This is a genomic window from Bacillus sp. TH17, from assembly GCF_016651125.1.
In the GTDB taxonomy this organism is placed as follows: Bacteria; Bacillota; Bacilli; order Bacillales; family Bacillaceae_G; genus Bacillus_A; species Bacillus_A mycoides.
Map to the genome: position 1 here is coordinate 4,830,733 of NZ_JAEKEN010000001.1, position 13,395 is coordinate 4,844,127.

Here is a 13,395-nt window from a genome sequence, read left to right on the forward strand (position 1 = left end):
CCACCTGTTAGAGGTGGATAGTTTTTTGTTTACTTAATTGCTTCATGAACCTTTAATTGTTTCCCTTTAATCGTTGTGTTTTTCATATTTTTTAAAACAAGTGGTCCTTTTCCATTTAATATTTCAACGTAAGAAACATTGTCTTGTATTGTAATAATTCCTATATCTTCTGCTGTAACACCTTTAATTTTAGCAATTGTACCGACGAAATCTACCGCCCTAATTTTCTTTTTCTTCCCGCCATTAAAGTACAATTTCATAATTCCTTTGTTTAGGTCTGCATTTTTATCTTTCTTTATAATTGGTTTAGCATGTATCTTTTCCTCAAATACTGCTTTCCCTTTCATAACTTCTTCTTTTGAAGGGGCAAGTGCCTTTGGAATTTCAAAGCCAATGTACTCCTCAATCTCTTCTAAAAATCTATTTTCATACGGCGTCATGAATGTAATAGCTTTCCCGTTATTACCAGCTCGTCCCGTTCTTCCCGTACGATGTACATAACTTTCTTTTTCTAATGGAATATCATAGTTAATAACATGTGTAATATTATCAATATCAATTCCTCTAGCAGCTACGTCTGTCGCTACTAAATAACGGAACTTTCCTTTTCTAAAATCGTCCATAACTTCAAAACGATCTTCTTGTACCATACCACCATGTATTTTGTCACAAGGATAGTTAACCCGCTTTAACTGCTGAAATACGTGATCTACATTTTCTTGCGTACGGCAAAAAATAATACAACTATCTGGATTCTCAATCGTTGTTACATCTTTAAGAAGTGAAAGCTTCTCCTCTTCTCTCATCTCAAAAAGTGTATGTTCAATTTTATCTGTTGTAATCCCGGTAGCCTTAATTTCAATATGCGTTGGCGAATCCATATACGTACGAGATAACTTTTCAACATCTTTTGGAAGTGTTGCTGAAAATAGCATTGTCATTCGTTTTTTAGGTAATTCGTCAATAATTGCCTCTACTTGATCGATAAAACCCATATTCAGCATTTCATCCGCTTCATCAATAACTAAATACTTCAAACACTCTAAAGAAAGGGTACCTTTTTCAATATGATCTAACACACGGCCAGGAGTCCCAACTACAATATGTGTTTTTTGCTTTAACTCTAATTTTTGACGTGCAAATGGAGATTTACCATAAACTGCAGCGGCCTTAATTCTTTTGAAACGACCTATATTCGTAATATCTTCTTTTACTTGCACCGCAAGCTCTCTCGTCGGTGTTAAAACTAAAGCTTGTGGCTTATTCTCTTCCCACTCCACCATTTCACAAAGTGGTATGCCAAATGAAGCGGTTTTTCCACTTCCAGTCTGTGATTTCACGACAAGGTCTTTCTTTTGCAAGGCAACTGGAATAACCTCTCCTTGCACTTCCGTTGGATGTTCATATCCTAAACCAGTAAGTGCTCTTACAATTTCTTTACTTAATGCATAATCGGTAAAACTTTTTTTACTCATATATTAACCTCTTTTTATTCTGTATTATTTTCTTTTTTCGCTTTTTCTATCAATGAATCATCATATACCTTATTATCACCTTATTCATTATACTTGAAAGCTCACATAAAAAGGCGAATCATTCGTGATTCGCCTGACTAAACAAAAGGATCTTCTATTTTAAAAACTTTTTAAAAATATTATTCCATATTATTCTGCCTTCTGACCGGTAATAACACTTTCTTTCTTCGGCTTCTCTTCTATTACTTTTTCTTCCTTACGGTTCTCATCTTTTGTTTTATCTACACCTACTGCCCTCGGCACACTCTGTATAATTTGTTCATTCGCATTTTGATAATATATTTTAAACTGTTCTTTCCCTTTCGTTTCCCTAATAATTACGTTAAGTTGCTCTTTTACATCCGCAAACTCCTGCTCGTTTTTCAACTCCTCTACTTTAACTAGCATTTGCTTATATTTTTCTTCCTCATCTTTTTGATTAGCTAAAACTTCTCGTTTTTCTTTTGCTTGTTTGGCTAATATAACTGAACTAGCAGAATCATTTTCAATTTCCCTCAATAACGAAATTGCTCGGTCTATATCACTTTCCTGTAATGCTTCAATCATTTTATTTATTTGTTTGATTCACCTTCAGCCTTATTTCCCGATCATCCTTCTTTTCTTTTAACGCTAATTCAAAAGATACGACTGCTCTATCGTATTCTTTATTTTCCAATGCTACATCTCCTTGTTTCTCTGCCTTATCAAATGCATCATTATTGCTACATCCGGCAGTAACCAACAAAGTTATTCCTATTATTAGTATTAACTTTTTCGTAGTATTTCCCCAGCTCCCTCGCTCAAAATAAGAAGCATACATACAATCTTATGCAATTATCGCAACTTTCCTTACCTTTTTATAAACGAACATTATGCATAATAAATCTATTTAAATTCGTTTTTAACGTTATTTTTAAAATGTATTGGCTTCTTTTCAAAAAAACGTTAAGAAAATCTTTGACTTCTTACTGAAAATGATGTAAATTATCCTATGGACGAACATTTTCAATCAATAAAAATAAAATATTCGTATTTTAGGGGTGTAAATGATGGAAAACGTATTTGACTATGAAGATATTCAATTAATTCCTGCAAAATGCATTGTAAATAGCCGATCTGAATGTGATACAACTGTCACTTTAGGAAAACATAAATTTAAATTACCTGTCGTACCTGCAAATATGCAAACGATTATTGATGAAAGAATCGCAACTTATTTAGCTGAAAATAATTACTTCTATATCATGCATCGTTTCCAACCAGAGAAACGAATTTCATTCATTAGAGATATGCAATCACGTGGATTAATTGCTTCAATCAGCGTTGGTGTTAAAGAAGACGAGTACGAATTCGTACAACAATTAGCTGCTGAGCAACTTACACCTGAATACATCACGATTGATATTGCACACGGACATTCTAATGCTGTAATCAACATGATTCAACATATTAAAAAACATTTACCAGAAAGCTTCGTTATCGCTGGAAACGTTGGAACTCCAGAAGCGGTAAGAGAATTAGAAAACGCTGGTGCTGATGCAACAAAAGTTGGCATTGGACCTGGTAAAGTTTGTATTACTAAAATTAAAACAGGCTTTGGAACTGGCGGTTGGCAGCTAGCTGCACTTCGCTGGTGTGCAAAAGCTGCAAGTAAGCCCATTATCGCTGACGGTGGTATTCGTACACATGGCGACGTAGCTAAATCAATTCGATTTGGAGCAACTATGGTTATGGTCGGTTCTCTATTCGCAGGTCATGAAGAGTCTCCAGGGGAAACAATCGAAAAAGATGGCAAACTTTATAAAGAGTACTTCGGTTCAGCTTCTGAATTCCAAAAAGGTGAGAAGAAAAACGTTGAAGGTAAGAAAATGTTCGTTGAGCATAAAGGTTCTTTAGAAGACACTTTAATCGAAATGGAACAAGATCTTCAATCCTCTATCTCTTACGCTGGTGGAACAAAATTAGACTCAATTCGTACTGTAGATTATGTAGTCGTGAAAAACTCTATTTTCAACGGTGACAAAGTATATTAATTTATAAATTTAACTAGAAGGACAAGCATTTTTTATGCTTGTCCTTCTTTTTCATATATAAAAATGTAAAATATTTTCATTTCACTGAATTTTCTAGTATCATGTTTTTAGATACTTATAATAAGGGGGATATAACAAATGAAAAATGTAATTGAGAAACGCCTTATTCGCGCGGAAGTCTCTACTGAATTGACATGGGACCTTTCTGATTTATACGAATCTGATAAAGAGTGGGAAACTGCATTACGTGTATTAACAGCCGATATAAAAAAACTTGATGCATTTAAAGGACAATTACACACTAGCCCCGCTACCTTATTAAATTGCCTACTTTTAGAAGAAGAGCTTTTAATGAAGTTAACAAAAATCGGCGCATATGCAAATTTAAAAGAATCCGCTGATCGTACAGATTCAGTTATTCAAGCGAACTCTTCCAAAATTTCCGCTCTAGGAACGAATGTACATACCGCACTATCCTTTATTCATAACGAAATTCTCTCATTTGAGGAGGGAACAATTGAAAAATATTTAACTGAGGAAATAAAACTTGAACCTTTCCGTAAATCATTACTAGAGATACTCAAAAAGAGGCAGCACACTCTCTCTCCTGAAACAGAAGAAGCTCTTGCTGCACTCGGCGAAGTTCATAGTTCACCCTACAAAATTTACGGCATGACTAAATTAGCCGATATGGATTTCCCTTCTATACAAGATGAACAGGGAAATGATTTGCCTGTATCGTTTGCATTATTCGAAAGCAAATATGAATTTTCTCCAAGCGCATATATACGTAAAAAAGCATATTCATCATTTGTTTCCACATTGAAACGATATAAAAATACAGTTGCAACAACATATGCTACTGAAGTAAAAAAACAAGTGGCGCTTTCTCGTTTGCGCAAGTACGAGTCCGTTACCCATATGCTTTTAGAACCTCAAAAGGTTCCACTTGAAATGTATAACAACCAACTAGATATTATTTATAACGAATTAGCGCCTCATATGCGCCGTTTTGCAGATTTAAAAAAGAATGTATTAGGGCTTGATCAAATGCTTTTCTGTGACTTACATGCACCGTTAGATCCTGAATTTAATCCAACAATCACTTACGAAGAAGCTGGCAAACTCATTCAAGATTCTTTAAAAGTATTAGGAAATGAATATAGTTCCATTATCGAAAAGGGCTTCAAAGAAAGATGGGTAGACCTTGCAGATAACGTAGGAAAATCAACAGGTGCCTTCTGCTCTAGCCCATACGGTTCTCACCCTTATATTTTAATTACATGGCAGGGTACGATGCGCGGGTGTTTCACATTAGCTCATGAATTTGGACATGCTGGTCATTTTTATTTAGCAAATAAAAATCAGCGTATTATGAATGTGCGTCCATCTATGTACTTCGTTGAAGCTCCATCAACGATGAATGAATTACTATTAGCCCAGCATTTACTTGCGACTACTGAAGATAAGAGAATGCGCAGATGGGTTATTCTGCAACTACTCGGCACATATTACCACAACTTCGTTACCCATCTACTTGAGGGAGAATATCAAAGAAGAGTATACGCTCTAGCAGAAGAAGGGCAAGCACTCACAGCTACAACTTTAACTGAAATAAAAACGAAGGTCCTTTCGACATTCTGGGGAGATTCCGTAGAAATTGATGAAGGCGCCGGTTTAACATGGATGCGTCAACCTCACTATTATATGGGCTTATATTCTTACACATATTCTGCGGGACTAACTGCTTCTACCGCTGTAGCTCAGATGATTAAAGAAGAGGGACAACCTGCTGTTGATCGCTGGCTTGATGTACTCCGTGCAGGCGGTACAATGAAACCACTTGAATTAATGAAACACGCTGGAGTAGACATGTCAAAACCAGATGCAATCCGTAAAGCTGTTTCTTACGTAGGTTCCTTAATTGATGAATTAGAACGTTCTTATCAAGAATAAAAATAAGCCCTCGCTTTATGAGGGCTTATTCTATATTTACTTTCCAAATCTTTTGCGGTATCCGCACTTTCTACATAGTTCTTCTACTGCAACCCTTTTTGAAAATCCATCTACAATATTGTTCGCTCTTTCACCTTCAATAATATTAGAGAATGAATCATTATTAATATTTCCAAGATTAATAATTCCCTCACCATCTAGACAACAAGGAATAACCGTTCCGTTCGCTAAGATTCCAGCCTGATTTCGAAGACCATGACAGAATCCTTTTCCATCATCCTCTTCTTCATGCAATGCCGGCCACTGGAATTCATAGTCTTGATTAATAAAGACACGTTCCGCAATTTTTATACCTTTTCCCGGTGTAAGCTTCTCTCCAATTTGATAAGATAGATCAAACTCATTTTCAATTATAGATAATAAATCCCTATTTTTTTGGATTTCAGCATTTGTTTTATTATCCTGAGTTAAATTCCATAATCTTAGTGAAACGATTAAGTCCGATTGACTTGTTGCCTCTCTAATGAAAGAAAGTATACTCCTTACATAGCCCTCTTTATCTTGCGATCCTGGGTGTCCATCAAAACTGTGCAGTGAAAAATTCATTTGTCTTAACGCAGGCTTATTTAACAGTCTATGCCTTCTCTTATTAATTAACGTTCCGTTCGTTGTAATATTAACTTTAAACCCTTTTTCATGGCTTAAATCTAATAGTTGATCTATTTTCGGATGGAGCAACGGCTCACCCTTCACGTGCAAATAAATGTAGTCTGTGTGAGGTTTAATTTGGTCTAATCTTTTAGCAAAATCCTCTACAGAAATGAATTGCTTCTGCCTTTCCGTCGGCGGACAAAAGCTGCACGCAAGATTACATACACTCGTAATCTCCAAGTAAAACTTCTTAAACTTCTTCACCTTTAATTCCTCACTTCTATGACTACTTATACTTTTTCCCTCTTCATATTACAGCATATTTTTTTAGAAATAGAAACATACTTATTTTAGGAAATCTACATACCATCTATTAATGTTTAAAAGACCATCGGTAATTTTTGTCCAATGGTCTTTTTTACTCTTTATATACAAATGAAAAATTTATTTATGATACGGTTCACCACGATTAATCCGAAACGCTCTATACACCTGCTCAAGCAATACTAGACGCATTAATTGATGTGGTAATGTCATCTTCGAAAAAGAAAGAGATTCATTTGAACGCTTCATTACTTCAGAACTAAGCCCCAGTGATCCACCAATTACAAATGTAATCTTGCTCTTTCCATATGTAGCAAGGCGATCTATACTTACCGCAAATTCTTCTGATGATTTTTGTTTTCCTTCTATAGCTAACGCAATGACATGCGTATCATCAGAAATTTTATCCAGTATACGAATACCTTCTTTTTCTTTTACAATTAACATTTCTGCTGCACTTAAATTTTCTGGTGCCTTTTCATCTGGCAATTCAATTACTTCTACTTTTGCGTAAGAAGATAATCGTTTTAAGTATTCTGCTATACCTTGTTTTAAGTATTTTTCTTTTAATTTTCCGATTGAAATAATCGAGATATTCACATTTATTCCCCACCTTACAAACACGTTATCCACAGGACTTATCCACATATCCACAAATGTTACCCACATATTGTGTGAGAATCTGTGTTCGATACAACATATGTCGCCTCATTTTGACAAAATTCACATGTTTTTTTCTCTTCTTTAGAGTTATCCACATTGTTAATAACCGGTGCGACTTCACACTCATCCACAATGATATCTAATGCTAATTCAACATGTTCTAAACAACAAGGTAAATTCATATTCTTCACCTCACTTTTCTACAATAGAAAACAGGAGGTAGGCCCTCCTGTTTTTAATACTTTTGAATGCCTAATTTCACCGTTGTTGTCGCTCGTTTTGTACCACGATAAAACGTAAGAGTCATTTTATCATTAATTTTTTTATTATATAAGGCCGTGCGGAACCCAATAATATCATGCACCGCTTTTCCATCTACCGCCACAATAACATCATGTTCTCTAAGACCTGCATCCGTACCTGGCGAAGGACTTTTCACATCTAAAATGCAGACTCCTTCTGTTACGTTACCTGGTAAGTGTAATGTTTTTGACCAATAGTAACTCGGAATCTCATTTAATGATCTTAGTTCAATCCCAACGTAAGGTCTTCTTACTTTACCGTACTTTTCTAGTTCATTCATAATAGGAACAGCTCTCGTAACTGGAATAGCTAGTCCAATTCCTTCTACTTCTTTTGCTGCAATTTTCATTGAGTTAATACCTATTAATTGTCCCGCTACATTTACAAGCGCTCCACCACTATTACCTGGATTAATTGCCGCATCTGTTTGCAATACTTCTACTTGCCAATCGTAATGTCCATCTTGATCTAAATCTACAGGAACAATACGCTCATTAGCCGAAATAATACCTTGTGTGACAGTTCCGGAAAATTGTAACCCCAGTGGATTTCCAATCGCAATAACTGGTTCTCCTCTACGAACGGTATTAGAGTCGCCAATTTCAATCACTTTCTTCACATGCTTCGCATCTATTTCTAGTACAGCTAAGTCCGTGACTACATCGGTTCCTAATACTTTACCTGGAATTTTCTTACCGTCACTTAAGCTCACTTCAATACGATTCGCCCCAGCAACAACGTGGTTATTCGTTACAATATACGCATGTCCATCTGTTCTCTTATAAATCACACCAGAGCCTGTACCAGCTTCCGAATCAGCCTCTGAAAAATTGTCTCGTTGAATATTAATAACACCAACAACAGCCTCTGAAGCACGATCAACAGCGTCTACAAAGCTAATCTGTTTAACAGGAACATTTCTACTTTGAGCTTCAGCCATATTTTTTTCACTTGCTTCAGCTTGCGGAAGCTTACCTGCATGATTTGAAAATAAAGGAGCTCCAAACGCAAATAATGAAGCCCCTACAATTGTCCCCGCTATGCTAGAAATGACAATACCTTTATGTTTCTTTTTGCCTGCACGTTTAATACGATATTTTTCTTCATCAATAAAGGACATATTTGTTCACCTATCTTCCTGAAAACAACTATATTCACCTTTATTGTTTACTAAAATGAAGAATTATACGTATTGAATTTTCGTAGGCACTTTTTGATCCGTATCATGTATTTCAAAGGATTCTCCAACCCCAAAACCTTTTTCTTCTAATACTTGTGATACAGACATACGCGCTAATTCTTTCATGTTATTATCTAAGCTTAAATGTGCTAAATAAATGTGTTTTGTCTCATCTGTAATAACATCAGCCATCGCTAATGCAGCGTCCTCATTACAAACGTGGCCAACGTCGCTTAAAATACGTCGCTTAATGCTCCATGGATAGCGTCCCATACGAAGCATTTCCACATCATGATTGCTTTCAAACACGAAAGCATTTGCTCCCTTAATAACACCTTTCATACGGTCACTTACGTAGCCCGTATCTGTAATAAGAGCTAACTTTCTATTATTGTTATGAAAAGCGTAAAACATCGGTTCCGCCGCATCATGAGAAACACCAAATGATTCAACTTCAATATCCCCAAATGTTTTCACGTCTCCTACTGAGAAAATGAATTTTTGATCAGTTGGGATATTACCTATTAAATGTTCCATTGCATTCCATGTTTTCTCGTTCGCATAAACAGGTAAATCATATTTACGCGCCAATACACCTAATCCTTTAATGTGATCACTGTGCTCATGTGTTACAAGAATACCTGATATGTCATTTATATTCAGTTCAGCTTGTTTAAATAAAGCCTCTGTCGCTTTACCACTTAAACCTGCATCGACAAGCAGTTTTTTTTCATCTGTTCCTACATATAGCATATTCCCTGTACTTCCACTTGCAAGTACACTAAAATGCATGCTCATTCTTTCTCACTCCATTATGTTCTTCCGGCACTTGAGTTTCCCCTAATTCCATAACTTGTCCTTCAATTGCATTCACAAAAAAATCCTTTTTTTGTTCTGTCTTTAAGTTCCATGTTGGAGCAAGCACTTGTATATTAGAAGAAGACTCCGCAAGAGTCGCATATCCAATCTGCGCCTCTTTCACGTGCGTATTTTCTGCAATTTTATTTTTCAAATATATATTTTCTAAAGCTGTTTGAGCAGTAATAATTTCTTGTTCTTTCGTCTTTTCACTTTCGCCCATTTCCTTCAAATCCGTTAACATTGTTTGTGTATATGAAATAAGCTCATTTTTTTCATTTAAATCTACAACAATCATCGCACGATTATTGTAGAAGATTGGTTTATCTTTATACTTTTGAAAGAAGTAAATTTTTGAGTCCTTTATTGCTCCAAACTCATATTTTTGTCCATCCAGCACATAATTTTTCAAAAACTCATTATACTTATCTTTTGACAATGATTTTGTATTTAAAAAAGGCTCTTTTAATTTACCCTCTATTTGATATTCCTCTTGCACATGCGCTGTCTGATTTTTTAAAGATTGCACATCTTCTTCTTTGAAACCCTTATTTTTTGCCATTATAAATGACTCTTTTTTCGGTTCTTTAGGGAAATTTCCCATAGTAATTTTTTCGGCTTTTAATTGTTGATCGATTTTCGTTTCCGTCACAAGTTCTAATTGATTACTATCTTGCTTTTGAATGAACTGAAAGATAAGAAAGAGGTCTAAAACAAAAAAGGTCACAATAAATATGGTTTTAATTCGATCCCAATCCATTTAGTCCCCCCTCACTCCACTCATATATTTGTTGCTTACCATCTTCTTCACATTTTACATACCATATCGGCTGTAAGACAGCGATTCTCACATCACTGATGGACGGTTCCAATGACATTTTATAACCAATACCAACATCCTGAATTGATTTTTTATCAATTTCTGGATTATTCTCTAATGATGTCATCACTGTACGACCTGATGCGAGAGAAGTTGTTTGTTGTTTACTAGGCAAAGTAATACTGAACTCAAAAAAGGGTCTTTCATACTGCATAATTTCACCTGAACCCCATACTTGTTTTAATTCCGCTATTCCATTTGCATTAAATACAGGCAAACCATCCTCATATAAACGGAATGAAGTTTTCCTCCCATTAATATAATCAAAACGATAGGACTTCAAGGATCCACTATGCCCACTTACAAAGTCAAAACTTTTTTGTAAAATTACCGCATTATCCGTAGATTTATCACCATGTACAGCGGAATTTTTATATTTCAACATTGCATCCGACTTATCAATTTCCATAGAACGGATGCCATCTGTAAATGTTTCCTTTGTTTTCTCAGAAATAGGACTTAAATAACGTGGATCACTAAATAAAGCATTTTTAAATGGATCCACTTCTAGTTTAGCTGTAATATACTCTGCCTTACTTAATTCCGTAATCCCCTCTGGTAAAAAAAGTTTTTTTGTATCATTTATTTGATACTCAAAATATGGTCTTGCTACTGTTATAAGTTGATTTTGAGCATTTATAACATCCTTTATATAAGCACCACTCAATGTTGCTTGATATATTTTATGAGGAGTATCATAGGAAACAAAGCTAACTTTAATTTCTTGGTCCTTACTTCTAGAAGGATCAATTATAATACGATTAAAACTTCTGTTACTTTCTATGTTTTTATCTTTAATATTAAACATATTTTTAATCGTATCTAACGGGATATTTGTAGGAAAAACAAATTCAATTTTTTCTTCTCCGTGTACATAAGACAGAAAATCACCTTTAGGGACTGTCCCCGTTATTTCCTCGAAATTATGTAATTCTCCGTTTTCAAGAATTTTATAGATCGAATCCACATTTTCCTTCTTTTCGCTTACATAATGATTTTTCTCTTTATGAATAACGACAGAGGATGGGCGAACAACCTCCGAAATCTTTATCGTATTTATCTCTTCGTTACCTTGAACGAACTTTGTATTTTGCATAGAAGTAGAATCAGGAACATATGTCCACAAGTTAAAAGTAAGAAATAAACTAATGACAACCAAATTAATTAGAACTATCGTTTTAAAGTTTTCCATACTCATTCCCAATCGTCCTCTTCATCTGTCGCCATTGGCAATGTGAAATAAATAGTTGTCCCTTTTCCTTCCTCACTTTTCGCCCAAACCGAGCCGCCATGTGCCTCAATCATTTCTTTCGCAATGGCTAACCCAAGACCTGTACCACCCATTTGTCTCGAACGCGCTTTATCTACACGATAAAAACGTTCAAATATTTTATCTACATTTTCTTTCGGAATTCCCATTCCTTGATCACTCACACTAATCTCTAATAACTCCCCGCGGTCACGTAGGCGATATGTTACTGTACCACCTTCTGGCGAATATTTTAGTGCATTGGAAATAATGTTATATAAAACTTGTGTAATTTTGTCTGTATCCATATCAATAAATCGAGATTTTTTAGAGAAAGATCGTTTGAAGCTTACATTTTGCTCTTTAGACATTTCAAAACGATCGATAACGTTATTAAAGAAATCAGTAAAGTCAACCCATTCCTTCATTAAGCGATGTTCTGTACTATCTAGTTTAGATAGTTGTAACAATGCATTTACAAGCCTGATCATTCTTTCCGTTTCTTCTTGTGTAACTGTTAAAAATTGCGGTGCAATATTGGGATCTTGCCATGCTCCATCAGTAAGTGCTTCTAAGTAACTGCGCATCGTTGTTAACGGCGTTCTTAACTCATGAGATACGTTCGCAACAAACTCACGGCGCTCTTGTTCTATCCGCTCCTGCTCTGTTACATCATATAATACAGCAATTAAACCATTTGCCTTCCCTGTTTCTTTTTGAATAACAGAGAAACTAGCACGTAAAATATATGGTTCATTTCTCGTACTAAAATCTAATAAAACTGAATCCGGCTCTTCATATAAATGATCCAGTGTAAATTCTTCTTGTATTCCTAGCACTTCTAACACTGATTGATCTAGCGCCGTTTCACGCGAAACATTTAACATCTTTTCCGCAGGATCATTTAATAAAATGATATCCCCTTTTCGATCAGTAGCAATTACTCCATCTGTCATATGTGATAAAACGGATGATAATTTTCGTCTTTCACTTTCTGTGGAGGAACGAGCTTGTTGTAATTTTTTAGATAAATTGTTAAAAGATAATGCTAATTGTCCAATCTCATCGTGACTATGCACCTTTACTTTTCGCGAATAATTTCCTTTCGCCATTTCAATTGCTTGTCTTCGCATATCTGAAATTGGTCTCGTAATTGTTTGAGCCAATAAAATTCCAAGTACAGCTGTTACTAATAAAGCAATTACTGTCCCCGTTGCGAAAATTTGGTTGATGTCCTTCATTTGTTTATACACATCTTCCATAGATGCAACGATATGAATGACACCAAGTACCTCTCCGCCTGGCTCTTTTAGAATAGGGGTAATCATAACTTGAACTCGATGACCTGTATTTCCATCTTTCTCAATCTTTGACTCTGGTTTCTTTTGTACCATTACCCGTTGTACAGCTGTATCTGCTGACGTTCTTCCTACCTTATTTTGCTTAGACCCGTCTGAAATTGCCATTAATTTTTTAGTAGAATCAATTACACTTACTTCTTGAATATCTTTCTTACGATCTGATGCGAATTTTTGAATCGAATCATTAATAGCTTTATCTACTGATTCTGTTTTAGGACGTTCTTTTACAAACTCTTGCTTCAGGTTATAAGAAAGTAGATTTGTTTGCTGCGTTAAGGAATCTTGAAAGCCTTTTACAAGGCTTTTTTCTAATTCCCTGACGAAATATACACCAATTACTTGCATTGCTATTAATATTAACAGCATATATATGAGCACAAATTTTAAATGAATAGATTGAAAAAAACCAACTTTCTTCATATA

The 13,395-nt window shown here is 35.2% G+C and carries 13 protein-coding genes; 2 read left to right on the top strand and 11 right to left on the bottom strand.

Annotation, left to right across the window (positions count from 1 at the left end; translation table 11 throughout):
• Positions 1 to 29 precede the first annotated feature (29 nt).
• The 3 genes from JFT95_RS24810 to JFT95_RS30160 form a co-directional block, all read right to left on the bottom strand.
• On the bottom strand, positions 30 to 1,475 hold the full coding sequence (locus JFT95_RS24810) for a DEAD/DEAH box helicase (protein ID WP_002191358.1): 1,446 nt from the start codon (positions 1,473 to 1,475) through the stop codon (positions 30 to 32).
• Positions 1,476 to 1,664: 189 nt separating this feature from the next.
• Positions 1,665 to 2,081: a hypothetical protein gene (locus JFT95_RS29670; protein ID WP_242487620.1), complete on the bottom strand. Its 417-nt coding sequence runs from the start codon at positions 2,079 to 2,081 to the stop codon at positions 1,665 to 1,667.
• Position 2,082: 1 nt separating this feature from the next.
• Positions 2,083 to 2,256, bottom strand: a complete 174-nt coding sequence (locus tag JFT95_RS30160; RefSeq protein ID WP_242487621.1) for a hypothetical protein — start codon at positions 2,254 to 2,256, stop codon at positions 2,083 to 2,085.
• Between the two features lie 307 nt (positions 2,257 to 2,563).
• Between JFT95_RS30160 and guaC the strand changes: the two genes are divergently transcribed.
• Positions 2,564 to 3,547: a GMP reductase gene (gene guaC / locus JFT95_RS24825; RefSeq protein ID WP_087983463.1), complete on the top strand. Its 984-nt coding sequence runs from the start codon at positions 2,564 to 2,566 to the stop codon at positions 3,545 to 3,547.
• A 138-nt stretch (positions 3,548 to 3,685) separates the two neighbouring features.
• Positions 3,686 to 5,503 (top strand): oligoendopeptidase F, encoded by a 1,818-nt coding sequence (gene pepF / locus JFT95_RS24830; RefSeq protein ID WP_002143954.1) that lies wholly within the window; start codon positions 3,686 to 3,688, stop codon positions 5,501 to 5,503.
• A 36-nt stretch (positions 5,504 to 5,539) separates the two neighbouring features.
• Here pepF and JFT95_RS24835 read toward each other — a convergent pair whose 3' ends face one another.
• The 8 genes from JFT95_RS24835 to walK all read right to left on the bottom strand — a co-directional run bounded on the left by JFT95_RS24835 (position 5,540) and on the right by walK (position 13,392).
• Entirely contained in the window at positions 5,540 to 6,418 is an 879-nt protein-coding gene (locus tag JFT95_RS24835; RefSeq protein ID WP_201053497.1) for a radical SAM/SPASM domain-containing protein, read from the bottom strand.
• Positions 6,419 to 6,598: 180 nt separating this feature from the next.
• Positions 6,599 to 7,078, bottom strand: coding sequence for a 23S rRNA (pseudouridine(1915)-N(3))-methyltransferase RlmH (gene rlmH / locus JFT95_RS24840; protein ID WP_002130178.1), 480 nt, complete (start codon positions 7,076 to 7,078; stop codon positions 6,599 to 6,601).
• 59 nt (positions 7,079 to 7,137) lie between these two features.
• Positions 7,138 to 7,323 (bottom strand): CxxH/CxxC protein, encoded by a 186-nt coding sequence (locus tag JFT95_RS24845; RefSeq protein ID WP_002035001.1) that lies wholly within the window; start codon positions 7,321 to 7,323, stop codon positions 7,138 to 7,140.
• 53 nt (positions 7,324 to 7,376) lie between these two features.
• Positions 7,377 to 8,564 (bottom strand): S1C family serine protease, encoded by a 1,188-nt coding sequence (locus JFT95_RS24850; protein ID WP_201053498.1) that lies wholly within the window; start codon positions 8,562 to 8,564, stop codon positions 7,377 to 7,379.
• A gap of 63 nt (positions 8,565 to 8,627) precedes the next feature.
• The gene (locus tag JFT95_RS24855) at positions 8,628 to 9,422 is read right to left on the bottom strand and encodes an MBL fold metallo-hydrolase (protein ID WP_002143955.1); all 795 of its coding nucleotides are present in this window, start codon (positions 9,420 to 9,422) and stop codon (positions 8,628 to 8,630) included.
• Positions 9,406 to 10,242 (bottom strand): two-component system regulatory protein YycI, encoded by an 837-nt coding sequence (locus JFT95_RS24860; RefSeq protein ID WP_002143956.1) that lies wholly within the window; start codon positions 10,240 to 10,242, stop codon positions 9,406 to 9,408. Before JFT95_RS24860 ends, JFT95_RS24855 begins: the two co-directional genes overlap by 17 nt.
• Positions 10,223 to 11,560: a YycH family regulatory protein gene (locus tag JFT95_RS24865; RefSeq protein WP_201053499.1), complete on the bottom strand. Its 1,338-nt coding sequence runs from the start codon at positions 11,558 to 11,560 to the stop codon at positions 10,223 to 10,225. The genes JFT95_RS24860 and JFT95_RS24865 overlap by 20 nt, the downstream gene beginning before the upstream one ends.
• Positions 11,557 to 13,392: a cell wall metabolism sensor histidine kinase WalK gene (gene walK, locus JFT95_RS24870; RefSeq protein WP_002166370.1), complete on the bottom strand. Its 1,836-nt coding sequence runs from the start codon at positions 13,390 to 13,392 to the stop codon at positions 11,557 to 11,559. Before walK ends, JFT95_RS24865 begins: the two co-directional genes overlap by 4 nt.
• Between the last annotated feature and the right edge of the window lie 3 nt (positions 13,393 to 13,395).

What these genes read in the sequence shown, in the direction of transcription:
- JFT95_RS24810 (WP_002191358.1), bottom strand. Translation starts at nt 1,475, where the DNA reads ATGAGTAAAAAAAGTTTTACCGATTATGCATTAAGTAAAGAAATTGTA.
- JFT95_RS29670 (WP_242487620.1), bottom strand. Translation starts at nt 2,081, where the DNA reads ATGATTGAAGCATTACAGGAAAGTGATATAGACCGAGCAATTTCGTTA.
- guaC (WP_087983463.1), top strand. Translation starts at nt 2,564, where the DNA reads ATGGAAAACGTATTTGACTATGAAGATATTCAATTAATTCCTGCAAAA.
- pepF (WP_002143954.1), top strand. Translation starts at nt 3,686, where the DNA reads ATGAAAAATGTAATTGAGAAACGCCTTATTCGCGCGGAAGTCTCTACT.
- JFT95_RS24845 (WP_002035001.1), bottom strand. Translation starts at nt 7,323, where the DNA reads ATGAATTTACCTTGTTGTTTAGAACATGTTGAATTAGCATTAGATATC.
- JFT95_RS24850 (WP_201053498.1), bottom strand. Translation starts at nt 8,564, where the DNA reads ATGTCCTTTATTGATGAAGAAAAATATCGTATTAAACGTGCAGGCAAA.
- JFT95_RS24855 (WP_002143955.1), bottom strand. Translation starts at nt 9,422, where the DNA reads ATGAGCATGCATTTTAGTGTACTTGCAAGTGGAAGTACAGGGAATATG.
- JFT95_RS24860 (WP_002143956.1), bottom strand. Translation starts at nt 10,242, where the DNA reads ATGGATTGGGATCGAATTAAAACCATATTTATTGTGACCTTTTTTGTT.
- JFT95_RS24865 (WP_201053499.1), bottom strand. Translation starts at nt 11,560, where the DNA reads ATGAGTATGGAAAACTTTAAAACGATAGTTCTAATTAATTTGGTTGTC.
- walK (WP_002166370.1), bottom strand. Translation starts at nt 13,392, where the DNA reads ATGAAGAAAGTTGGTTTTTTTCAATCTATTCATTTAAAATTTGTGCTC.